This window comes from Metallosphaera javensis (ex Sakai et al. 2022) (assembly GCA_021654415.1).
Taxonomy (GTDB): domain Archaea; phylum Thermoproteota; class Thermoprotei_A; order Sulfolobales; family Sulfolobaceae; genus Metallosphaera; species Metallosphaera javensis.
Map to the genome: position 1 here is coordinate 1880959 of AP024487.1, position 22109 is coordinate 1903067.

Consider the following 22109-nt stretch of genomic DNA (forward strand, 5'->3'; position numbering starts at 1 on the left):
CCACAGGGTTTTCTATCCCTATCAGGTGACTAATTCTAGAGCTTCGCGATAATGGAAGACAGAAAATATCAGGGTACTCTTCTAGGAGTTGATAAATTGATTTAGCGTATAGTTAAATTAGACGATTGCCTGAAACTTAGAAGTTAACATGTTATGAACGTGACTGCCGGATCTATCCTTATCTGAACAAACCTTTTCACCCTTTGTACGGAGAATATTTTAGAGCTAAACAAATAGTATCAGAGTTAAAAAATAAAAACAATAACTTTAGCTCTTATTCCATACGTAAGTTGTATCCGAATCGATGATGTAGTAGCCCTTATCAAATTTCACTGGGGTTCTGGACAGCGTTTTCGCGAGCTTCAGTAATCCCCTGGCACTCTCGACCTTAACTTCCCGGGAGTTTGTTGAAGGAGCGGTCCCGCTCACCGATAGCTTTCTCAGGGTCCTCTCTGCCATGGCCTCTGGATTCATAGTTTCTCCAGCCTTAGGTCCATAAACGAAGGATACTCCTCCAAATATGGCAAATATTCCCCCTGATATGAACAGCATTTTATTGTACCCTGTCATACCCCTGACTAGATCCTGGTGATAGAGCGTCTGAGTTACATTACCTCCTGGGTCCTGGGAGAATGTGTAGTTGAGGGAGCCGAAATAAACCTCCATGCTCTTTTCAAGTGTAACCGGAACCACGTCACTCCCGCTATGCAGAGTTAGGTTTGCAATAACCACCAATTTTATTGTAAACCTCGTGAAACTGAGTCCAACTTGCTGGTTAATTTTCTGGGTAAGGTTATTGAACTGGGTTATGTTAGGGGCATACTTGAAGAAAAGCAATTGTCCCGAAGAGTTTGCGATGGGTCCGTGGAAGCTTCCTATGTACTTAGTCCAGTCGCTTGTGGAGAGATACTCATAAACGACGTATGTTCCATTGTACGACGTGGGAGAGCTTCCAGAGGCGTTCACTTCAGCATGCAAAGTGATGCTTTCCACCAGTTTGGAGAACATTGTGCTACTGTTCACACACGTCACGTTATCAAACAGGATCGAATCGTTTATGTGAAAGTTACTCCACAGATTGAGCTGGGCCTGATAACTGTACGTTGGCACTTCATAGGTCCTGTAATAGGGAACATTGGAGGCGTACCCATAATAAATCATTGTCCCGGACACTGAAAGAAATAGCAGACAAATTGCTAGTGCTATCATGGTCCTGGTTTTCATGAATCTGGTTTTCATGGCGAATCAACCCCTATTATTCCCAGACTCCCCTGTCCTATGAACATCTGCATGGACACTGTGGGGGTGGGCGTGGAGGTGGAGTTAAGCGTTACCTCAGCCCAGGGCACTTGATTAAAATACTGAATTACTAACTCTCCATTCTGTATGGTGTACGATCCATCCGTTTTCACGTTCACTATGGACGCGTGAGGACATATAATGATCACCTGAATCTGGTTAGTGTACGAGACTAGGTACACATCGTTTAACGATAGATCATACGTCTGATTTCCTTCATATGTCATGGAACCATACGCCATGGTTGGTCCCACTTCAAAGGTGCCGCGATTGGAGACTCCGAAACCCGGCATCCACGATGAGAGAACTAGAAAGGAGGCTACGGCAATCATGAAAATGGTTAGAACTATTTTACCAATCATCACTTTTCAGCCTCACTATGTAGATGAACATTATAAATGGCAATGTACTAATGATTGAGCTGATCAATAGCAATTCCAGGGGATAGTATTTTAGCCCCTGCGCCAGGGGAGTAATGGGGAAAAGGGTGGGAATTACGAACGCCTTCACCACAACCAGTTTGAGTCCTTGAGATCCGTTCCCTATTGCGGTAAACTTGAGGTGAAGGGTTTGAGAGGGCATAAGTATTGTATTGGTGGGGGTAATATTGTAGTAGGCGGAACTTGAACCCCTAACAGAGGAGACCTCAACGTACTCGGGAATGAGGAGCCTGTTGGTTACGTTCACCACGTAAGAGGACGAATGACTATGCATAATTACGCCTAGATCTATTGAAGGCGTGTTTAGGGCGCCACCTCCTATTTCCACTGGTGTATTTGAGGTGAAGTAGGAAAATGTGGCTGAGAAGGACATGGCAAGCGAAGCAATGATTGTAAAGGAGATGATCACGACACCGATTCCCAGCATTATGCCCCTGGTTGAGATCCTTAGTTGCCTCCGTTGACGACTCTTGGTAGACGTATCCAGCACCAGGAATGATATCCCTATGAGCGTGAGGATTATCACGCCTTCCAGGGAGTTATTCTCGAGGAAATAGACGATGGAACCTATCCCTGGAACTATCACGGGGTTTCCGTTCAGGACCAGGAGCTTCCCGTAAATCTCCGAAGAGTTCACGGGAGGCATGTAAATCTGATCCACGTAATCGTCGTTTATTCCCTTGGTGATGAATCCCTTACTTGTTGAATTCACCACCTGATGAATGATGTAAGGCGGATACCCAGGTATTTTTCCGTAGTCTGGATCATGAAACACAATTATGTTGCCCGGGGTTACTTTCCCTGCAAATGGCTCAGGTACTATGAACACGAGTTCACCCGGCTTAAGGTACGGATACATGCTGTACCCGCTGGTAAAGGCAACAAATAGTGGCCTGCCATCAAGATTTGCAGAAATGACGGCTACGGAGAAGATCAGGAGGAAGACGAGAAACAACTTGAAAAGTAGCCTTAGGACAGGTTTGGCGTACTCCCACGCTAGATCAACAGCAGGATTCAAGGAAGTTTCACCTCATAGTTCAAGCTAACTAATGTCATGTTCTACTGCACGTTGAAAAATATTTAAAATCCTCTCATTTAACTCGGCTCTAGTACATACTTTGTGATATAGTTAGTAGGTAAGCGAGGATTTTCACATAAACTGTAGTGTGTGGAGTATTTGAATGAATCACGTCAGGATAAGGCTTAGCTGAGCCATGGTGTCACGATGGATAAGGCTTAGTTTTCAGAGAATCCACACACTACATGAACTGTACTTGAGTACTTTCAGCGATGCGTTACACCGGTGAATGTCTCCTTATGGATCACGAATCGAGAAAGATATGTAACAATCCTCGCTTTACACAGTCTCAATTTATTAATTTCGCACATTGATTTACTGCATGATATGTTCTTAACACTCCTGGAAATCATCAATCTCGCCCTGTCCACGACAAGTTTGGTGCTGTTATGGAAACTAGTTGATTACTACAATGGAATGATCAAGTCCATGAAGAATAAGGTGATAAACGCAAGTATTCTCGACTTTTTAATTTCGCTGACTGATCTGTTCTCCCAAGGGGAAGCCACCAACCTGCTTGAGGATCTGTTCGTGTATATAACTAACCTACAAGGAAAGGAGTGGAACGACATTTATACTGAGGTGGTCAACAGATTTATTCCCATCAAGAGACAATTGGAAATGGTGTTGAATAAGGCCAACGAGATAGGTAACCTCACAAACAGGATCAATTCTACGACTTTCATTACGAGGTCGATCAGGATTCTTTCCGTTATAACTGTAATAGAGACGGTTCTTGGGCCCTTCTCCGGACTAATGTCGTCCTTTCAGTTCAAAGTTGTACTTTACGGAAACGTGGTTCTTCTAATCTTAATTATCATTGTCCTAGTTATTTACGTGTATGACACCACCAAACATATGTCGTCAGTGATGAAGGCGGTAAAACGGATGGATAAATCTCCTTGAGCAGGCCACTGTAAAGAGCCCTAAGTCTCTGCATTTATGTCAATGAAAACCTCATCTTCGGTTATCTTAGTATCATAATTTTTCAAATTTGTGGGTACTAGAGACTATAAACAGGAATAATTACAATAATACCGTGAAGCTTTGCATTGTGGAATCAATCCTTGCCATCTTGTTTCAGTGATCGGTAGCAATAGTTCCATTTATCAACTTTGTCTTGACTATGTTTTCGGTATCGCCTACAGTTACAGTACTACCATGGTACTACCCGCCATACTCATTGGGGTACTGGTCGGTAATAGAAGAATAATGGGAAAGTACGTATACTGGGAAACCGAGGCTCGTTATCTGTTTCGCGGTCATGGCGTCAATACTTATGGGCGGGATTATGGGTATCATGAACACGACATGAAGGACTTAATGCCTGAGATTTCTCGTGGCACATAGCAAACTATGGGTAAAGTACTTCCCCATTCTAATAGATACGAAATGAAGGGTTAGATATATACCACAGAGATTTTGATATATATTTTATTTTAACATGATGAACTTAATTTAAATATCCAACTAAACTTATATGTTTTCAGTGAAACCGTGAACCTAAAAACCATAACCGCAATATCCGTGTTAGTCGCGTTAGCTACAGTACTGTTCGCTCAGATGTTTTTGGTGGGTTTCAGTATTGGTACTGACGTTGGTGGAAGCGTCGTGAATATCAATAGTCATGACGCGTTAATCGAGATCCAGCCTCTTGAAAACTTTGCAACGGTAAATAGCGCAGGCCAACTGACCGTATCTCTTCCCGAGGTAGGTCCTGGTAGCGCTCCTGCCACAAACCTGGTCAACGACGAGGGTAACGCTTACACTGCAATATATGTATGGAAGGTTGTCGATGTACAGTATAATGGAAATGGAACATTAATGGTGAACGCCTCAATCGAGAACGCACACTTCTCTCCATCTAGTGTAGATCAGAACATCGGATTCTTAATACTAGCTTATCCCAATACTTCCACCCTTAACTCTAATCTTCTGTTCGTTAACAACACTATCCCAGTAACTCAATCATCTACTCAGGCCCAAAGTGGACAGATCTCTCTTGGTGGCGTTACATTCACATTATTAGCGACGGAAAACATAAATCAGCACTACGCCACTTCCGGAGTTACCTTAACCGGCGGACAGCCAGGTTATGACATATTGATAGTGGAAATGTTGGTGAACAACCCAGGTGCACCAGCGGCGACAACGTTCGACTACTACCTGAACCTCTACGGTTATCAACTAACTGAGTAACACGGCAATTTTTATTTTTCTTTTTTTAATTTTAAAAATTTTTGATTAGGAATCAACAATTTAGTCAGTACTTCGTTGATATGTGGATTCGGTTTAGCTAAGCCACGGTGTCATGACAGAAGGCCTGGTCCTTTCATTCACTCCAAGTACTCTTTAGGATTTTACCTGGATGAGCTCCGAATCCTGCCCTGGCCTAGGATAGAGAGCTCTGACATAAAGTGTGTGAAGCATCTTTTAAGTGACATCTTCGGCTCTCTTCCAATTTGACATCTCGCAGAAACACGCAGGTCTTTGCTCAGTCACTCCACACATTACCTACACATCGTAAAACCCTACTTAACTGAACCGCACTCTGACTGTTCATCTGACATTATGAAACCAGGAGAATACCGTTCACGTTAAACCCGTTACTGGAGAGGAAGTTCACGAATCTCTCATCAACAGTTACAAGGGGCAGAGAGGTCCTAACGTGAGTTGCATAGAGGATAGCGTCAAATACGTCATTCCATCCATTCCTTATCACCTCATAGGTCATTATCAGGTCCTGTTCCACCGGTTGAATCAGATTCACTTCATATCCGACGTACAGGAACCCATCCAGTGCCTCTCTGGGGATGGAGGCTAGTCTCCTCTTCTTGGCCTCTTTCATTATCACGGCGAAGAGCTCCGTTAGCATGAGGGAGGGATAGTGCAAAATCTTGCCCTCCAGATTTAGATTCGCATCTGTCACCCTTATACCCACGAAAGGAAGCAGAAAAGAGGTATCAACCAGTAACTCCGAGATCTCTGCTAATCTCTTCTCCAACCTCTTCTACCTCTCGACTTGAGATCTCGGCCCAGTACTTATTGGCCCTCCTCAGTGGTAGGATCTCTATTTTCCCATCCTTCACCGTGAGCAATAGGCTGGATCCCTCACCTATTCCCAGGCTCTCCACGACCTCGTTGGGCAGGTAAATTGCGTTTCTCTTCCCAACCTTTATTACTTTCTCCATAGGTGTAACTGGTCCCGGTAAAATAAAAGTTTGTCTGATTACTCAGATTAGTCAGATTAGACTGACTAAAATGATTGTGTTCCTTAGCCGAGATCACTGTCGTGAGTGATGGCCGGGAGCTTAGTCCAGTTTACAGGGCTCACGTTGAGGGCTCCTTAGATGCAGGATAATATGATCTAGCCTTGACCGGTAACTATTCGCTTGAAATCCTGTTCTAATCTACAAAATCACAAGAGGACTTGTATGAGAAATTTGACAAGTGCAGGGCCTCCATGTCAAATAACTCATGCATCGCATTAGAGACCTCTTAAATACTTACAAGATAGCTATTATTCATGACAACGAAAAGACGCGGAAAACTGGAGATTTACCTTGACATCTTGTCAATCTGTGCCATGGGAGGTAAGAAAACCGAGATCATGTATAAGGCGAATCTGAGCTATGACCTCCTCAACAAGTATCTTCATGACCTGGAGCAGAATGAGTTTATAACAACAGGGAATACGAAATGCCTGACAGAAAGGGGTCAGAGATTACTCGACCTTCTGGTGAAGAGGGAGAACACCAGAAGAGAAATTGAGGATCTGGAATTCAGAATCTCCATGTTAACCTCACATCCTCAGGGAATGAAGGAGGGAAAGATTGAAGTTAGTAAAGCTAATTGAGAAAACTCGAGATAAACCTTTTTCATCCAGTTCTAATCTTGTTTAGATAAGTTTCATCTTTTCGCCGGCTCACGTGATGTAAAACGAACCACACACTCGTTTTTCCAAACCTGATATATGTAGTCACGTGCGTATATCGTGAAGGAAAGTACTGATCAAGGTTTAGCAACCCTATAAACTCTCTGCTGAATGTTTCGCGGATTCGCAATTCTTTTCACAATACCCTTCCTTACGAGGATTGACAAGGCATATCTGATGGTCCTATCTGGTAGACCGGTCTTCTCCACCAGTTCCCTGGGCGTAGCCTCGCCGTAGATCTGAAGCATCTTGAGCACAAACTTGGCACTGGGTGGTATGTCCTGGCTCTCAAGTGTCAGTTTCACCTTTCTCTCAATGTTCTCGCCCACCTTCTCAGTGAACCTGATAAGGAAGACCGGATCTCCCTTCTCCACGATCACCCTGTCACTAACCCTGACCCTTGTTACGCCATCCAGAACCGCCTCCACGCCCACCTGGCTGGAGATGTCCCTGATCTCCAGTCTAGCCTCGTCAGGTATCACGAGACTCCTCCTCATGGGGTTTAGGGAGTTGACCGGAACCACTACGAACACCCTTGTTCCCTTGAGAACCATGGGTCCTCCAGCGGAGTACGCGTACGCCGTTGAACCCGCGGGTGTGGCCACAATGATACCGTCCGCCTTATCGTTCCACAGGAGCTCCCCGTTGACTGTCAAGGAGTACTCCATGACGGTGGCGCTTCTGGAGGGGAAGAGTGCCAGCTCATTCAGGGCATAAACGTCACTGGAGCCCACGCACACCTTCAGCCTGGTGAGCTGTTCCGCGCGGTACTCTCCCCTGGAGAGCCTCTCCAGCGCCCCGTTAAGACCCTCCCATTCCACGGAGGAGTAGAAGGTGGAGTAACCCGGGGGACTTACGTGGAATATTGGCGCCCCAGGGACGCCAAGGGTCTGAAGCAGTTTCAGTAGCTCCCCATCCGTCCCCACCACGACTATTGCGTCGTAATCCTTGGTGGCCTCCTCCAGCCCGTGCTCACCCATGAGCCTCCTGACTCTTTCTCTAACCCTAGGGACCTCCCCCTCCACGTGTAGGAACATCCTTGTTATCCTGTCTGGCATTTTTTGCCGTTCCCCGCCCATTCTCTATGCATATTTTGACAAGTTAATATTGATTTATCTTGTTATCCCTTATCTAGATTTCTGGGTTAACATGTCCAAGTTCCTCAGACAGTCCTCGGGACTTGTGAAACAGGCCACCCTTAAGGACCTAGTGATGCTGAACGTGGCAAACATGGGTGCAGGGCTGGCCGTTTTCCAGGGGATTTCCCCCTACATAGTTCCAGGTGCAAGGCTGTGGGTGGCCTCCCTTCTCACCTTCCTCATCTCCCTTCCCCTGGTCCTCCTGTACACGGCCCTAATGACGAGGATGCCCAGGACCGGTGGGGATTACGTGTGGCTGTCCAGGAAACTCAACGGAACGCTGGGCAATATCATGGGGATAGCCATAGCCTTCAACATGCCTCCCTTCTTTGCGCTTTCAGCATTCTTCTCTGTGTCAGCAATAAACGCCGTGCTCTCTGAGATTGGGGTGCTGGATAACGTGAAGTCGCTGGTGTACCTCAGCAATAACGTGTTCGTGAACCCCTACGGGACTCTCACGCTGGGGCAGGAACTGCTCATCTATGGACTCTCGGCCCTGGCGTTCCTCATGATCATCGCAGTGAACATAGTGAAACCCAGGTGGGGCTACTCCCTCACCACCTGGCTTGGGGTTTTCGCATCTGCGACCCTGGCCCTGGGGGTGGTGATGATCCTGCTCAACGCGGGGGACTTTCACCAGCTGGTGGGGGTCTTCCTCTCCAGAGAGGGAGTGACTCCCTCAAGTTACAGTGGCCCATCCTTCAGCCTTGGATCCACGGTTTACATGATACCTTATTTTGCCTCCTACGCGTATATCTGGCTTTACGCAGGGCCCGCGGTGGCATCTGAGGCTAAGGGGAACGTAAAGCTCAACCTGGTGCTGGGCAGTCTCCTCACCACCGCCATGATCACGGTTCCCTTCCTTGTGATGGACCTGGTGGGCGGTTACGCCTTCAACGCGTCACTCTACCCCTCGTTCACCTACAACTTCTGGACAGCAGCCATAGCAGTCTCTCCTCTCCCGGTTCAGTGGCTCCTGGGTCTCGGTCTCATCTCCTGGAACTTCTTCGTCATGGCCTTCGGTGTGGTGGTGTTCTCAAGATATATCTTCGCCTTCTCCTTTGACAGGATATTCCCTAGCGCCTTCGCAAAGCTGAACAGGGCCTCCTCCCCCTACGTTGCCCACGTCCTGGACCTGATCCTCACGCTAATCTTCCTGGCGATCCCCCTCATCTCAGTGAACGGTGCAGAGTCACTTTATGCGTATACGCCCCTCGCAGCAATTTACCTCTTCCTGGTGGGGTTGACGGGAGTTAAAGTGGGAAGGAGTGAGGGAAAGTCCTCTCTCGTGATACTGGGGGCTCTGTCCTCTGCCTTCATGGCCTTCCTGGCGTATGAGTCCGTGACCAATCCCTTCTTCGGGGTGGTGTCCAGCTCTGGGATCAACGTAATAGGAACGGGTTACCTGGTGGCTCTAGTGGGAAGCGGAGCGCTGATCTACGCCGTTGCCAGCAGGCTCAGGAGGAAAGAGGGGATAGAGCTAAGGGAGGTGTTCCGGGAAATTCCGCCTGAGTAATGACTTGTTTAGGACTAATGTTACATTCTACTTTTCTGATCACTTCATCTTAGATTTAATCTTTTTAATCAAAAGTTAATAGCTCCAAATTCAATCTCTTAGAAGTGAAAATAATCATAAAGTCGTTGAAGTCACCATATCCCTTTATCTCCTCTAGGTGCGAGATGGCATAGCTTATGTCCTCCACCTCGTTAGGAACTACGTTAATTTTGGGATCTCTGATTACTTCACCGATTACTTTCAGGTCTACACCATGTTTAACCAGGAAATATGCAATTTCAAATACGGAGATAAGACTGAGTTTGCAATCTTTATCTGGTCCCAGATCTTTAGGGCTTTTTCATGAAACTCGTTGTCCTTAAAAATGAAGCTATGACGAAATTAGTGTTAACCACTTCCAATCTCTTTCCCTGCCTCCCTTACGGCTCTATTAACGTCTTCATCGGTTATTCTTTTCCCTATGGAAACGTTAAGAGAGGCGATGATCCCCCTTTTCTTCTCCACAACTATCCTGTCTCCCTCGATTCTCAGGATCAGTTTATCGCCAACGTTTATGTCCAATTTAGTCCTAATTTCCTGAGGGATGGTAATCTGGTAATTCCTTGTGACCTTAACCTCCATCATGAAGTAACAAGGCATAGTAACATATAAACCCGGCGTCAAGTGGTGGATTTTTCCTGAAAAGCAGGCCAACTTTATTAAGTTCTAACAAGCATGCTAAAAACAAATTACTATTGGTCACCGATGAACTGATTAGCTCGGTTTGTTATGTAGTTCACGTTAAAGACTCCTTGCACAACAATGTGAGGTAGCCCTCGCAGGCCACTCCATGGGACATGAAACACGTTCAAGAAAGGCTTTTTATGTCCAGTTTATAGGCAATCGTTATGGCCATAAGGATAAGGGAACATCTGGATGAGATAACTGGTCACGGAAAATACGTGGATGACGTGGAACTCCCTGACACAGTCTACCTAGGAGTGGTCAGATCTCCCATAGCGAGGGGAAAGGTAAACGACATCTCCAGGAGTGATAATGTTCTGCTCTTCCTGGATTGGGATGCTGTCTCCGCATATATGCCTATCAGGCCCGATCCCAGAACCAAGAACCTGGTCAAGATGCCCATTGTGAGCAACGGGAGGGTTAACTTCGTTGGACAACCCGTAGTTGCCTTCGTGGTGAAGGACAGATACGAGATTGAGGACGTGACTGAGGAGATAGGAGTTGATTACACGCAGGAGACGCCGGTCCTCTCGGTGAAGGACTCCCTCAGGGAGGAGGTGAAGATTCACGAGGGAGGGAACGTGGCAATAGACCTGGACCTGAGTGGAGGGGACCTGGACCAGTTGGTGAACTCAGAGGTCACGGTGGAGAGGGAACTGTGGCAGGACAGGATAGTCCAGCATCCCATGGAGCCCAAGGGTGTGATCTCCTACTATAACGGGGACATGCTCACCGTGATAGGATCTTTCCAGTCGGCCTTCAGGGTGAGGGCAGACCTGCAGGAGGCCCTGGGGATCTCACCTGAGAGGATAGTGGTTTACTCCCCTCCCAACGTTGGGGGAGGATTTGGAAACAAGGTGCCAGCTTACCCAGAGTACGTCCTCACTGCTATGGCATCCATAAAACTGAGAAGGCCTGTAAAGTGGATTGAGACCAGGAGGGAACACCTCACCAATCCCACTCAGGGAAGGGGAGTTTACTCCAGGGTGAAGCTTCACGCCAGGAGGGACGGCACAATCCTGGGCCTGGAGGGAACCATTGCCGTGGATCTGGGAGCTTACGCCTTCACCATTAACACCACCACCCCCGCATTCATCGCCTCTCTGACAAACGGACCCTATAGGATGAGGTTCGCCAAATTGAGGGCCATGGGTGTCTACACAAACAAACCTCCTACAGGTCCATACAGGGGGGCGGGAAGACCTGAGGCTGCACTGATAACGGAGACGCTTGTTGAGGACCTGGCTGAGAAGCTGGGCCTGAGTTCCGTGGAGATAAGGAAGAGGAACTTCATTGAGGGAGAGTTCACCACACCGCTGGGTGTGAAGATTGACAGGGCCGCTTACAAGGAAATGTTCACCCGGGCGGAGCAGGTCTACTACGCCCTCAAGGAGAAATACAGGGAGAAGGCGATATCCTTCGTGGCGTTCAGTGAGGTGGTGAGGGCATCGCCAGGAGAGGGAGCCAGGGTGAGGATAGGTAAGGGAGAAGTCCTGGTAGCGGTGGGTAGCGGACCCCACGGACAGGCCCACAGGACAACTTTCGCCCTTCTGGCCGGTGAGGTCCTGGGTCTCGATCCCAGCCAGATAAGGGTTGAGGTTAACAATACCTCCCTGGTCAAGGAAGGGATTGGAAGTTTCGGAAGCAGGAGCGCCGCTGCTGGCGGATCTGCGGTGATTGAGGCCTCCAGAGCAGTTCTTCAGAAGATAAGGGAGAGAGGGCTCACCGTGAAGGAGGCAATGGCATCGAACGAGGTCTTTGAGGCAGAGGTGTTCACCAGGACCTCCGACCTCTACACCCCCGGGATACATATGGCAGTCCTGGACCTGGATAGGGAGACGGGCTTCGCCAGGGTGGTGGAGTACCATGCCATAGATGACGTGGGGAGGGCCATAGTCCCCTCAGAGGTCGAGGGACAGATCATAGGGGGAGTTCTTCAGGGGGCATCTCAGGTTCTCCTGGAATCAGCTCCCTATGACGAGAACGGAAATCCAGTGTATGGATCCATCTCGGACAACGGATTTCCCACCGCAGTGGAGGCAGTTCGCAGGGTTGTGTCGGAGACCTTCTCTACCCCCTCTAACACTCTGAGCCAGGCCAGGGGAGTGGGTGAGGCTGGAACCACAGGAGCCCTGCCCGCAGTTTTCCTGGCGCTTGAAAAGGCCCTGGGGAGGAAGTTGGGCGGAACTCCCTACTATCCCGGGTAAATCTTTTTCCCGGGTTTTCAAACACATCCCATGCTCAAAAGGATACTTTTTGAGATCTCCGTTCTTTCACCTTCCTACTTCGGTGCCGTTATGGCCACGGGAGTAGTATCCATCATTCTGAAGGTGTACGGGCTCATCTCTCCTGCCCTGTTGCTCACCGTCCTGAACCTGTTCCTTTACCTTGTGTTGATTGCCCTCAACCTGGTCAGGGTATTCAGGTTCAGGGAAAAGATGAGGGAGGACGTGCACGATCCTGGCAGGGGACTGGGATATCTCACGGTGGTGGCGGGGACGGACGTTGTTGGAGACCAGCTGGTGTTAATACTTCATGAGGCTGGCATCGCCCTGATCCTCTGGAGTGTAAGCCTGGTCCTCTGGGTAATCCTGCAGTATTATTTCCTCTTCACCCTCACCGTGAGGAGTGACAAGGGTGGAATCCAGGACGTGAACGGTCTCTGGCTGTTATTGCCCGTGTCCACCCTCACCCTTTCAGTCCTGTCAGTGGACCTTTCCACTCTGGTTTCCCCGTTGATCTTCGCCGGTCTCATCACCTATTTCGTGGGATGGGTAACCTATCTGGTGGTTACGGTGTTAATTGCGTCCAGGCTATTCCTGACCAGGGTTGGGGCGGAGGATATGATTCCGGCTTACTGGATCAACGGTGGATTTCCCGCCCTGGCTTCCCTCTCATCTTCCCTCCTCCTTCTTCACTCAAGTCCCGGCTATCCCGTTCTCCTCGAACTCAGGGATTTTCTTCTGGGATCGGGGATACTGGTCTGGGCGTATGGAACCTGGTGGATGCCCCTACTCTTCCTTCTCTTCGTGTGGAAACATGTGGGAGGACATATCTCATTCCTGAAGTACGACTTCCAGTTCTGGAGTGCGGTGTTCCCCATAGCTGTTTACGACCTTGGTACGTACTTTACTGCGAGGGTTAGCGGGATTCCCGGCGTTTCACTGATTAGTTACATGTTCGCCTATATATCCGTGATCCTGTGGGCGTATCAATTTGGGGGGTTGATATACAACATCGTGATAAAGCTGAGAAAGCCCCTGTGAGAGGGGTTTGGGTCTCATTGAATTTCATGTACTTTGTATTCAATTCTCGACCCTTGGAGTTCACCGAAGTCGCGGATTGAACCGCTCATCCTTCTCACTCCCATTAGGGGGATAACCCCACTCACCTCACGGTGAGGAAACCCCCACATCCTGAGGTTAAACTTATGCAGAAACCTCCTCATGATGTTAAGTGACGCGTTGAACTGCCTATCGAGGGTGAACCCGCACCTCCCGCACCTGAAGGTCCTGCCAGCCGTTCGGGAAACCCATCCACATCTGGGGCAAGACCTGGATGTGAGGTGCGGGTTCACCTCCACCACTCTACAACCGTATAGGGGAGCCTTATACTTCAACACGACAACCAGTTTCCTCCAGACAGTCCTTGAAAGCTTACGTGATAAGGATTCGCTGGCGTCATCGAACATACCTTGCTTATTCAACCTCTCGAAGACCAGAACATGATTATTGTATAGCTCAAGAATGAAGTTAGCCAACTTATGAAGCAAATCGTTAACCCTATTCCTCTCGCGATGAGAGTACCTCTCCATCAGTCTCTTGCCACCCTTCAACTTTCTAGAGGCAACTGACTGTACCTTAGCCCTCTTGATTTGCATGCCATACTTCAAGGAGTAGAGTTGCTTCATAGAGATTGTGATGAATTTCTCGCCATCGTAACCGTCGAGTGAGAAAAGATTGGAATCGAATGAAACAGCATCGAGGGGAGTCGTCATTGACAATTCCTTCCTGAACACCAGGTACACTTTATCCTCCTTGATCACCGGTTCTGTTAACTCCATTCCCTCAACCCTCTTAGAGAACCATCTTCTATCCCATGAGTATCTGATGTATTCGTGTGGTTTCACGGTTATCCTAACACTTCTACCAATGATCTTCCTCAACGTGGTTTTCACCCTCACGTAACCCTTCCTCACAAGCGGTGGTTTGAACTTACTTCTCCCCTTCTCAAATCTCCTCCTCCACGACTCTAGGATAGAGTATACGTCGTGAATTGCCTGGTCAACGTAGTGTTTTGCCAGTCCTTGCGCGTTTTGGGTCATTAAGTACTCTCTCAACTCCCTGTATATTTCCTTCTTTTTTGGTAACTCTACTCTTCCATTCTTCACGTTAACTTTGTTGAACACGTACTTTATTCCTCTGTTCAGTAAGTTCACGTAGGCACGAATTAGTTCTTTGCTCCTCTCCTCCTCATTTCTTATCGCATACGTTAAATGTATGTATTCTTTTTCTTGTGGTATGAATGTTTCAATCCTTAAGTTCTTCAACACATTTCTTCACCTTTTCACGCTCATGACCTCTCGTTCTGCCAGAGAACGAGACTAGGATACTGATCAAGTCTTCAATTAGTTCCTGTTCTGGATCCTCTTTTTCGAGCACCACTATCTCGCAACCGTGTGTTTTACACACCTCCTCAAGTATCTCAAATCCGAATCTCACCAGCCTGTCCTGGTGAGCCACGACTACCTTGCTCACCTCGTTGTTTAGTATCATTCTGAGTAGTTTCTGGAACCCTTTCCTCTTCATGTTCAATCCAGATCCCATATCAGTGATGACTAGATCATGATCTGGAACCCTTTCCTTCAAGTAGTTCACTTGATTCACCAGGTCATTGTGTGCGTCTGATGACACCCTGGCGTAAAGTACCACTTTCTTTTTCCTTATTATTCCTGCCAATCTCTCAACGTCCTCTTCTCTAAATCTCATTTTCCCAGATGGTAATCTCTCTGGTTTTATGTACCCTTTTTTCACGTATTCCTGCAGCGTTCTGTAGGAGATTCCCAGTCTCTGGCAAACTTCCTTGGGCCTCAGCATTGTATTTGATTTGTATACAAAGTATTTAAACTTCACGCTCTAACGGAAACAGTTTTCAACGGCGTATATGTTCACCAGACGCCCAGCGGGCCTAGCTACCCTCATCCTTAGAGTGCCTAGGAGCCATGGTCAACATCACCCACCGCTCACCACGAGAGCGTGAAAATGGGTAAAAACTTAAAAATAGTCTCGGTCTCCTTCACTCGATCCTTATGATCAAGAGAGAGTTCTCCATCCCCATGGATCAGATTCTTTCTAGGATAAGGGAGAAGATCAGGAGCCTTGGCGCGGACATTTTCGCTGAAATAGATCACGCCCTTAACGCTGAAAAGGTGGGCCTGAAACTTGAGCCCACCAGGGTACTGATCTTTGGAAATCCCAGGATTGGTACCCTCCTCATGCAGGAGAATAGGGAAATTGCCTACGAGTTGCCCCTGAGACTGGCTATCTGGAGCTCCGAGGGGAAGACCTTTGTTCTCTATGAGTTGCCCAGCGAGATAGGTAAAAGATTCGGTATAACCAACGAGGAGGTCCTGAAGAAAATGGACGCCTTCATGGACAACGTGGTTAACGTACAGTGACCCCTTTCCAGGTGGGTTCATTTTTCATTAATATAAATATTTTCTACGGAATCCTAGAATACTTTATCTTCCGAGTCAGATCTAAACTCGCTTAAAGCGTCACAGTAACTTTTTAAACATTACAGTACAAGAATAAACTAGGTGATAAGATGATTAAGCTACTTGGAAGAAAGGAAACCCCTTACGACATGGCAAAGATGCCCGATGAATTCCTCAAGGTTGAGTACCCAGAGTACTATAACTCATTGAGGAAAAGGAAATACGAGGATCCCATGATGTACTTCTCGTGATTTTTTACCTGTGTAACGTGAGAAGGTTTCTAACCTCAAGGTTTTCGTTGGGACAAGCATCCACGCATCTGGCACATCCCACGCAACTTATCCTGTTGGTGTATCCCCTATCAAGTATGTCCTTACTCACTGGAATCTTAACAGGACATGAGGAATCGCAATTTCTCGTGGTACAGGTTCTGCACGTATCGAGATCCTTGGCCCTTATCCTGAATAACACCTTGTTGAAAATTCCAATGAAGGTTCCGAAACCGCACCATCCCTGTCTGGCACAGGCGTATGTTCCGAACACTGGAGTAAGGAAATAGAAGAACCACCACACGTAGTTAAGGGTGAACATTCCGTAGAAGTTCAGAGGATTGAAGGGGAGAGTGATGCGATGTAGTTCCTGCATAATGTAAAGCCCAAAGAACAGGAACATGGGAACCATGAACACCCACCTGAGGTAGTCCCAGATCTTGGATGAACCCTTGACCTGAAATTGCTCGTAGAAGACGTTGGAGAACATATGCGCAGACATGCAGACAAGGTTGCAGTAACTTCCTCTGCCAAATAGGATGGAGGCAACCACTATTACTCCTAGGGAGAGGATAAAGCCACTGAGCGTTACTGGGAATATCATCCCGCTCATTCCAAACACGTAGAAACTGGTGTAATAGGGAATCAGCACCACAAAGATGGGAATACCTGCAAGTATTGCTAGGGTCCAGCTTCTGAGATATCCAGTTCTGACGCTCTTATACCTCTGATACACCAGGAACGACATCTCTGCTCCCATCATGATCACGTAAAAGGGAGACATGGTAGTGGTCATCACTAGCATGAAAGGAGTCATGAAAAGGGATATCAGAAAGTTCGCATGAAGATACATCTCCGTCATGGCCAGAGGATTTATGGGGAATAGCCACCAGAGAGGATTGGTGAAGGGAGACCTCATGTGCATCATGCCGTGCATGTTCATCATGCCGTGCGTTAACATGGATTGGCCGGAGAAGATCTGATTTGTTAAATTGAAACCTAAAACGCTCTCCCCGAATCCCATTGTTAACTCGGCCATGTTCACAAGGACCAGGAAGATGAATGGATACCTTAACTTCATTTGTATTCTTGATGAGGGAAGATCGTAAAAGATGAGCAGGAAGTACCAGGCCATTGAAATCACCATGGCAAAGGTAATGAGATAAAGATCATTTAGAGCGAAAAAGGATAGACCCATCATCATGACGAAATCGAAGAGCGCAAGGGTTATGGAGACTAACTGTCCCCTCAGGGTTGGTTGCCTCATCTCCACGACGTAAAGCATTACAATGTTCACTATCATGATAGCTGAGGATACCAGGGAGGTTACCAATTCCACTTCACCGATCCTGTACAGGGAGGGCATGAATGCCATGGAGAGCGCGAAAGTGGTCAGGGACCACTCCAGCACGTTTTTCCTCCTGGAGACGGCCATGAAATATATTCCATCGCCCAGCATCATGAGTCCAAAGGCAGGGTTCTCAACTGCGGTAAGGATGGGATTCGGTTCAGGAAAAAAGGAACCGTATAGGAATCCCATGGAAAGCTCATCGAAAAGCAAGACTAGGGATAGTGCGACTGAAACCCTGAGGTTTCTCCTAATGTTGATCCTCTCAGGCTTCACGAAGATGGAGAGGAGAGAAGGAATAAGTGCAACTACCAAAGCCGCCAGTTCCACCAGCAACGAACCATGTAATACTCCTATCCAGGCAATCGATAAACTCTCACTGGCCATGACCAAGGTGATGGAGAGAAGGAAGAGAAGAGCTCTTAAATTTACGAATTCCCTCCTCAGGATATAACCGAATATCCAAAAATCGATTAACATCATGGCTATAATATAAAATATCGAGAAATACAGCAGGATCTGGTTCTCCATTCCAATCTATATAGATTTCCTCTCACCAAGTTTTAAATTTTACATTTAATTTAGATTTCTAGAGAATATATAACTAAATAAATCAAGTTTACGTGCAAATTGGTTGTATCAAGAGGGAAGGATTTTAACAACTGGGAGAAGAGTAGGACATGACCCGAAGCATTGTACTGGGCAATGGTAAACTTACCACGCTCTTTGATACCAATTACCTCATGAAAGAACTATATTTTCCCTTATCTATAGATAATCACCTTCATACAGGAAGGATCGGATTTCTAACTAGATCAGGGTTCCATTGGTTTCATGATCTAAATCCAGAGATTAGTTACGAGCCCGAAACCCTAGTCTCCAGCGCTTCAGTAACCATTGATGGGGAGAGCGTCATGGTAACGGATACTGTAGATCTTGCCTATCCTATTCTGATCCGCCGAATATCGCGTAAAAGAGGTAGGGTTTTCTTTGCATGGGACTTTCACATTAACGGAATAGAATACGGTGATACCGCGCTATTCGATCCTTCATCTAACTCCATCATTCATTACAAAAGGGATAAGTGGTTCCTATTTTCCTGCGGAGTGGAGCCATTTCAGTATGCGACAGGATATAAGGAAACAGGATCTTATCAAGGAACGTGGAAGGACTGTGAAGACGGTGAACTATCAAATAATCCAATTGCACAGGGTGCCGTGGATTCTGCCGTGTCATTTGAGGTTAACGATTCCATAGCTTGCTGGTTGGTAGGAGGAAGGAGCTATAGGGATGTCATATCACTTCATGAGTACGTTATGGAAAGAGGAGGGGAAAGGATACTCGATAGAACTAGGAAGTATTGGAAGGCGTGGTTAATTAAGGCAAAATACAACGAGATTAAGAGGAGTCTCCTGACTATAGCTAGTCACTGGCAGGAGAATGGTGCACTTCCAGCATCCCTGGATACTGACATAATGAGGTTCAACAGGGATAATTATAATTACGTGTGGCATAGGGATGCAGCCTTCGCAATAATTGCCATGGCACTTTCTGGATATGAGGATCTGTCGAGAAAGTTCTTTCAGTTCTCGAGGCCATTGCTCTTTCGCGGTTATCTATTTCAGAAGTATACCGTTGACGGGCATTGGGGTAGCACCTGGCATCCGTGGACTGGGAAATATCTCCCAATCCAGGAAGATGAAACTGCGCTCATGATTTACGCACTTTGGGTACACTTCTCAATTTTCAAAGATGTTGACTTCATCAAGGAACTTTACAGACCTGGAGTGAAGGCGGCTGCTGACTTTCTTTGCTCATATTTAGACGATGATGGAGAGCACGTCCTACCTTCATATGACCTTTGGGAGGAGAGATATGGGGTTCATTTCTTCACTGGAGCAGCGGTTTATGCAGGGTTGATATCTGCATCTAGGTTTGCCTCCTTCTTTGGGGAGGAGGACGTTTCGATCAAATACATAACTGTTGCAGAGTCCATAAAGAAGGGACTGGACAACTTCTGGTTGGGAGATCACTTTGCGAGAAGCGTCATAGATGGTAAAATTGATCCCACGGTAGACTCCAGTACTGTCCTCGGAAGTCTCCTCGTGTATCCAGCGTCTGATCCGCACGTTAAGGCCACTAGGGAGACCGCGGAGAAAAAACTAAAGGTTAATGATGGGATAGCTAGATATGAAGGGGATCAATACCTGAGAGACGGAGATGTACCCAATCCTTGGTTCATCACTACTCTCTGGGTCGCACAAGAGCTTATAGCCGAAGGTGAGAATGAGAAAGCACTTGAATACATAAGATGGGTTGAGAAAAACTCACTCAAAACTGGAATAATACCTGAACAGATAACTCCCTCGGGAAAATATCCCTCAGTATCACCCTTAGTGTGGAGTCATGCAGAGCTAGTAAGAACCTATTATTACTTGAACTTGGGATTCAGGAACCACCTTGAGAGCTAACCGGATTGGGCCAACTTTTCCTGTTTCACGATTTTATCCTGAACCAGATCAAGTAGGGCTATCAATCTCTCCTTTTCCTCCACGCTCAAATCCTTCATTAGCTCCGAGGCCATCTCCTCGTAGATCTGCATTGCCTCCTCTGTGGCCTTCACTCCAAGGTCCGTTATCTGCACATTAATGATTCTCCTGTCCTCCCTGTCCCTCTCCCTCTTCACCAGTCCCTTTTCCTCCAGCCTGTCTATGGCGGCAGTTATCCCAGCCTGGGTCATGAGTACCTCCTTGGCTAAGTAGACCATGGACTTCGGGGATTCCTTAACGGTCATGAGAATGAGGAAGTCTATGTAGTTAAGCCCGTGCGACTCCAGCCTCCTATTGAACTCCCTCTTCACTGCTCTGTAAACCCTGGAGATCCTCACAAGCACTTCAACGTCTAGTTTTCTCTGCATCATATTGGACAACCTCCCCCGGGATTTTAGCTTTTCCCCTCAACGCTGAGGCTAGGGCCGCCACGAAGGACAGCGCAGCCCCGAAGTAGAACGTTTCCCTCAAGGCCAGCATGAAGCTGGGGGCTATGGCACTCGGGAACCAGGTTCTCTGCTCCATAATGGAGATAGCGTTACCAGGAATTTGAGAGGCCACTGACGGTGGTAATGTCCCTAGTAAGGCCTTCACCGGGTCGTATCCTAGAAAGGCTGCAAAGAGGGCTCCAGTCACCGGAACTTTCTGCACGTAGGGAGATAGCTGTGGGGCTCCAGCCTGCGCCAGGGCGTGAGACAGTGAAGGTCCCAGAGACGAGCTGAGGGAGAGTATCACTATGGTGAAGAATATGGCAATGCTCACGGTTTGCCCGGTGTTCTGCAGGGTTGATCTCATCCCCGATGCTGCTCCCCTGTGCTTTGCGGGTACACTGCTCATTATGGAGGACGTATTAGGGGACGCAAACATACCGTTCCCCACTCCCATCATGAAAATTATAGCGCCAAATACTGGATAACTGAAATTGTAGGGTAAAGTGGTCAGGGCCAGAAACCCTGCACCGACCAGGATCATGCCTGCGGTGGCCAGACCTCTCGACCCGTACCTGTCGGAAAGCCAACCGCTAACGGGACCGGCACTCACAAAGCCCACCATCAGGGGTATTGTGTAGATCCCTGCCCAGAACGGCGTTTCGGAATAGGAGTATCCATGAAGGGGAAGCCATATTCCTTGAAGGAAGATCACTATCATTATCATAAGACCGCCGTAACCTATGGATCTCAGAAATCCGGCGAAGTTCGCAGCCGTGAACATTCTGTTCCTGAATAACTCCATTCTGAACATGGGGTACTTGACCCTCGTCTCCACGAAGGGAAATGACGTCAGGAGTCCCACCCCCGCAACCATGGAGGCTATAACGAGGGGATTTCCCCATCCGGTCTGCGCGGAGTCATAGGGCATGAGCGCGTAGGTCATGGCAATTAACACCAGGATGAGGCCAGCACCGAACACTGCATTCCCTATCCAATCTATGCCCTCCCTGTTCCTAGCACTGGTCTCCTTGAGTTTCAGGTAACTCCAGGCCGTCCCAAAAACTCCCACTGGAACGCTCACCAAGAAAACGTAACGCCAGTTGATGACCGAGAGTATCCCACCCAGAATGAGACCTATGAGGGAACCGGCCAAGGCAGCAACCTGGTTTATCCCCAGCGCTCTTCCCCTCTCGTTCATGGGGAAAACATCTGTCAGAATGGCAGCGCTGTTGGCCATCAGGAAGGCCCCTCCAATCCCCTGAATTATCCTGAATATTACCAGCTCGAGCCCCGCCACGTCTCCGCTACCAAAGGTCAGGGATAACAGGATTGATCCCACGGTGAACACCAGGAAGCCTAGGTTGTATAACCTGACCCTTCCGTACATATCTGACAGCCTTCCGAATGAGAGAAGTAAGGTGGCTGTCACCACGTTGTAACCCATGAGAATCCAGAGAAGGTACTGGAATGATGAGGGAGCCAGGGGATTTATCCCTATTCCACGAAATATTGCCGGAAGGGAGATGATGGTGATGGTGCCATTTATCGTTGCCATCAGCACCCCCAACGTGGTGTTACTCAAGGCGATCCATTTGTACTGCATAGTTAAACTACTAACTATTAACTATTTAATCTTTTTGCTAAGGGATTGAATTCATTGAACCTAG

22 protein-coding genes are annotated in these 22109 nt (G+C 47.5%); 9 read left to right on the forward strand and 13 right to left on the reverse strand.

What is annotated here, in order from left to right:
• Window positions 1-267: 267 nt before the first annotated feature.
• The 3 genes from QVC96_RS10580 to QVC96_RS10590 are packed head-to-tail and all read right to left on the reverse strand — an operon-like array spanning window position 268 to window position 2757.
• Window positions 268-1239, reverse strand: coding sequence for a DUF5305 domain-containing protein (locus QVC96_RS10580; protein ID WP_238026352.1), 972 nt, complete (start codon window positions 1237-1239; stop codon window positions 268-270).
• A complete protein-coding gene (locus tag QVC96_RS10585; protein ID WP_238026353.1) occupies window positions 1236-1661 on the reverse strand; it encodes a hypothetical protein in 426 nt (141 codons plus the stop codon). The genes QVC96_RS10580 and QVC96_RS10585 overlap by 4 nt, the downstream gene beginning before the upstream one ends.
• A complete protein-coding gene (locus QVC96_RS10590) occupies window positions 1651-2757 on the reverse strand; it encodes a signal peptidase I (protein ID WP_287689220.1) in 1107 nt (368 codons plus the stop codon). Before QVC96_RS10590 ends, QVC96_RS10585 begins: the two co-directional genes overlap by 11 nt.
• 387 nt (window positions 2758-3144) lie before the next feature.
• Between QVC96_RS10590 and QVC96_RS10595 the strand changes: the two genes are divergently transcribed.
• Window positions 3145-3723, forward strand: a complete 579-nt coding sequence (locus QVC96_RS10595; RefSeq protein WP_238026355.1) for a hypothetical protein — start codon at window positions 3145-3147, stop codon at window positions 3721-3723.
• A 591-nt stretch (window positions 3724-4314) separates the two neighbouring features.
• Window positions 4315-5016 carry a hypothetical protein gene (locus QVC96_RS10600; RefSeq protein ID WP_287689221.1) on the forward strand — a complete coding sequence of 234 codons (702 nt, stop codon included), beginning with the start codon at window positions 4315-4317 and terminating at the stop codon, window positions 5014-5016.
• A gap of 370 nt (window positions 5017-5386) precedes the next feature.
• On the opposite strand, the gene QVC96_RS10605 is transcribed toward QVC96_RS10600, so the two are convergent.
• Together QVC96_RS10605 and QVC96_RS10610 are read right to left on the reverse strand one after the other, a co-directional pair.
• Window positions 5387-5821 carry a PIN domain-containing protein gene (locus QVC96_RS10605; protein WP_287689222.1) on the reverse strand — a complete coding sequence of 145 codons (435 nt, stop codon included), beginning with the start codon at window positions 5819-5821 and terminating at the stop codon, window positions 5387-5389.
• Window positions 5781-6008 (reverse strand): AbrB/MazE/SpoVT family DNA-binding domain-containing protein, encoded by a 228-nt coding sequence (locus QVC96_RS10610; protein WP_238026360.1) that lies wholly within the window; start codon window positions 6006-6008, stop codon window positions 5781-5783. The genes QVC96_RS10605 and QVC96_RS10610 overlap by 41 nt, the downstream gene beginning before the upstream one ends.
• A 335-nt stretch (window positions 6009-6343) precedes the next feature.
• Between QVC96_RS10610 and QVC96_RS10615 the strand changes: the two genes are divergently transcribed.
• The gene (locus QVC96_RS10615; RefSeq protein WP_287689223.1) at window positions 6344-6673 is read left to right on the forward strand and encodes a winged helix-turn-helix domain-containing protein; all 330 of its coding nucleotides are present in this window, start codon (window positions 6344-6346) and stop codon (window positions 6671-6673) included.
• Window positions 6674-6828: 155 nt separating this feature from the next.
• Here the strand turns inward: QVC96_RS10615 and QVC96_RS10620 are convergent, their stop codons facing one another.
• On the reverse strand, window positions 6829-7809 hold the full coding sequence (locus QVC96_RS10620) for an N-acetylmuramoyl-L-alanine amidase (protein WP_287689224.1): 981 nt from the start codon (window positions 7807-7809) through the stop codon (window positions 6829-6831).
• A gap of 91 nt (window positions 7810-7900) precedes the next feature.
• Here QVC96_RS10620 and QVC96_RS10625 point away from each other — a divergent pair, with 91 nt between their 5' ends.
• Window positions 7901-9406, forward strand: coding sequence for an APC family permease (locus QVC96_RS10625; RefSeq protein ID WP_287689225.1), 1506 nt, complete (start codon window positions 7901-7903; stop codon window positions 9404-9406).
• Window positions 9407-9470: 64 nt separating this feature from the next.
• On the opposite strand, the gene QVC96_RS13960 is transcribed toward QVC96_RS10625, so the two are convergent.
• On the reverse strand, window positions 9471-9731 hold the full coding sequence (locus tag QVC96_RS13960) for a PIN domain-containing protein (protein ID WP_425597998.1): 261 nt from the start codon (window positions 9729-9731) through the stop codon (window positions 9471-9473).
• Window positions 9732-9793: 62 nt separating this feature from the next.
• Window positions 9794-10030, reverse strand: a complete 237-nt coding sequence (locus tag QVC96_RS10630; protein ID WP_287689226.1) for an AbrB/MazE/SpoVT family DNA-binding domain-containing protein — start codon at window positions 10028-10030, stop codon at window positions 9794-9796.
• 263 nt (window positions 10031-10293) lie between these two features.
• On the opposite strand from QVC96_RS10630, the gene QVC96_RS10635 reads away from it, so the two are divergent.
• Both QVC96_RS10635 and QVC96_RS10640 read left to right on the forward strand, forming a co-directional pair.
• On the forward strand, window positions 10294-12336 hold the full coding sequence (locus QVC96_RS10635; RefSeq protein ID WP_287689227.1) for a xanthine dehydrogenase family protein molybdopterin-binding subunit: 2043 nt from the start codon (window positions 10294-10296) through the stop codon (window positions 12334-12336).
• Between the two features lie 30 nt (window positions 12337-12366).
• Complete coding sequence (locus QVC96_RS10640) at window positions 12367-13395, forward strand: tellurite resistance/C4-dicarboxylate transporter family protein (protein ID WP_287689228.1); 1029 nt, start codon at window positions 12367-12369, stop codon at window positions 13393-13395.
• Between the two features lie 14 nt (window positions 13396-13409).
• On the opposite strand, the gene QVC96_RS10645 is transcribed toward QVC96_RS10640, so the two are convergent.
• The gene (locus tag QVC96_RS10645) at window positions 13410-14681 is read right to left on the reverse strand and encodes a transposase (protein WP_287689229.1); all 1272 of its coding nucleotides are present in this window, start codon (window positions 14679-14681) and stop codon (window positions 13410-13412) included.
• Window positions 14659-15225: an IS607 family transposase gene (locus QVC96_RS10650; protein ID WP_287689230.1), complete on the reverse strand. Its 567-nt coding sequence runs from the start codon at window positions 15223-15225 to the stop codon at window positions 14659-14661. Before QVC96_RS10650 ends, QVC96_RS10645 begins: the two co-directional genes overlap by 23 nt.
• A gap of 212 nt (window positions 15226-15437) precedes the next feature.
• Between QVC96_RS10650 and QVC96_RS10655 the strand changes: the two genes are divergently transcribed.
• Both QVC96_RS10655 and QVC96_RS10660 read left to right on the forward strand, forming a co-directional pair.
• Window positions 15438-15806, forward strand: a complete 369-nt coding sequence (locus QVC96_RS10655) for a DUF302 domain-containing protein (RefSeq protein WP_238027357.1) — start codon at window positions 15438-15440, stop codon at window positions 15804-15806.
• Between the two features lie 149 nt (window positions 15807-15955).
• Entirely contained in the window at window positions 15956-16096 is a 141-nt protein-coding gene (locus QVC96_RS10660) for a hypothetical protein (RefSeq protein WP_287689231.1), read from the forward strand.
• A gap of 4 nt (window positions 16097-16100) precedes the next feature.
• Here the strand turns inward: QVC96_RS10660 and QVC96_RS10665 are convergent, their stop codons facing one another.
• A complete protein-coding gene (locus QVC96_RS10665; RefSeq protein WP_287689232.1) occupies window positions 16101-17993 on the reverse strand; it encodes a 4Fe-4S binding protein in 1893 nt (630 codons plus the stop codon).
• Between the two features lie 149 nt (window positions 17994-18142).
• Between QVC96_RS10665 and QVC96_RS10670 the strand changes: the two genes are divergently transcribed.
• Window positions 18143-19933 carry a glycoside hydrolase family 15 protein gene (locus QVC96_RS10670; protein ID WP_287689233.1) on the forward strand — a complete coding sequence of 597 codons (1791 nt, stop codon included), beginning with the start codon at window positions 18143-18145 and terminating at the stop codon, window positions 19931-19933.
• Here the strand turns inward: QVC96_RS10670 and QVC96_RS10675 are convergent.
• Window positions 19930-20379, reverse strand: a complete 450-nt coding sequence (locus tag QVC96_RS10675; RefSeq protein WP_238027354.1) for a MarR family winged helix-turn-helix transcriptional regulator — start codon at window positions 20377-20379, stop codon at window positions 19930-19932. The two genes, QVC96_RS10670 and QVC96_RS10675, sit on opposite strands and share 4 nt — an antisense overlap.
• Window positions 20357-22045, reverse strand: coding sequence for an MFS transporter (locus tag QVC96_RS10680; RefSeq protein WP_238027353.1), 1689 nt, complete (start codon window positions 22043-22045; stop codon window positions 20357-20359). The genes QVC96_RS10675 and QVC96_RS10680 overlap by 23 nt, the downstream gene beginning before the upstream one ends.
• Window positions 22046-22109: the final 64 nt, after the last annotated feature.

Bases quoted from the DNA above. Each gene is read 5' to 3' on its own strand.
- QVC96_RS10615 (WP_287689223.1), top strand. From the start codon at position 6,344: ATGACAACGAAAAGACGCGGAAAACTGGAGATTTACCTTGACATCTTG.
- QVC96_RS10650 (WP_287689230.1), bottom strand. From the start codon at position 15,225: ATGCTGAGGCCCAAGGAAGTTTGCCAGAGACTGGGAATCTCCTACAGA.
- QVC96_RS10635 (WP_287689227.1), top strand. From the start codon at position 10,294: ATGGCCATAAGGATAAGGGAACATCTGGATGAGATAACTGGTCACGGA.
- QVC96_RS10580 (WP_238026352.1), bottom strand. From the start codon at position 1,239: ATGAAAACCAGATTCATGAAAACCAGGACCATGATAGCACTAGCAATT.
- QVC96_RS10640 (WP_287689228.1), top strand. From the start codon at position 12,367: ATGCTCAAAAGGATACTTTTTGAGATCTCCGTTCTTTCACCTTCCTAC.
- QVC96_RS10665 (WP_287689232.1), bottom strand. From the start codon at position 17,993: ATGGAGAACCAGATCCTGCTGTATTTCTCGATATTTTATATTATAGCC.
- QVC96_RS10610 (WP_238026360.1), bottom strand. From the start codon at position 6,008: ATGGAGAAAGTAATAAAGGTTGGGAAGAGAAACGCAATTTACCTGCCC.
- QVC96_RS10655 (WP_238027357.1), top strand. From the start codon at position 15,438: ATGATCAAGAGAGAGTTCTCCATCCCCATGGATCAGATTCTTTCTAGG.
- QVC96_RS10625 (WP_287689225.1), top strand. From the start codon at position 7,901: ATGTCCAAGTTCCTCAGACAGTCCTCGGGACTTGTGAAACAGGCCACC.
- QVC96_RS10595 (WP_238026355.1), top strand. From the start codon at position 3,145: ATGTTCTTAACACTCCTGGAAATCATCAATCTCGCCCTGTCCACGACA.
- QVC96_RS10585 (WP_238026353.1), bottom strand. From the start codon at position 1,661: ATGATTGGTAAAATAGTTCTAACCATTTTCATGATTGCCGTAGCCTCC.
- QVC96_RS10660 (WP_287689231.1), top strand. From the start codon at position 15,956: ATGATTAAGCTACTTGGAAGAAAGGAAACCCCTTACGACATGGCAAAG.
- QVC96_RS10620 (WP_287689224.1), bottom strand. From the start codon at position 7,809: ATGCCAGACAGGATAACAAGGATGTTCCTACACGTGGAGGGGGAGGTC.
- QVC96_RS10630 (WP_287689226.1), bottom strand. From the start codon at position 10,030: ATGATGGAGGTTAAGGTCACAAGGAATTACCAGATTACCATCCCTCAG.
- QVC96_RS10680 (WP_238027353.1), bottom strand. From the start codon at position 22,045: ATGCAGTACAAATGGATCGCCTTGAGTAACACCACGTTGGGGGTGCTG.
- QVC96_RS10670 (WP_287689233.1), top strand. From the start codon at position 18,143: ATGACCCGAAGCATTGTACTGGGCAATGGTAAACTTACCACGCTCTTT.
- QVC96_RS10675 (WP_238027354.1), bottom strand. From the start codon at position 20,379: ATGCAGAGAAAACTAGACGTTGAAGTGCTTGTGAGGATCTCCAGGGTT.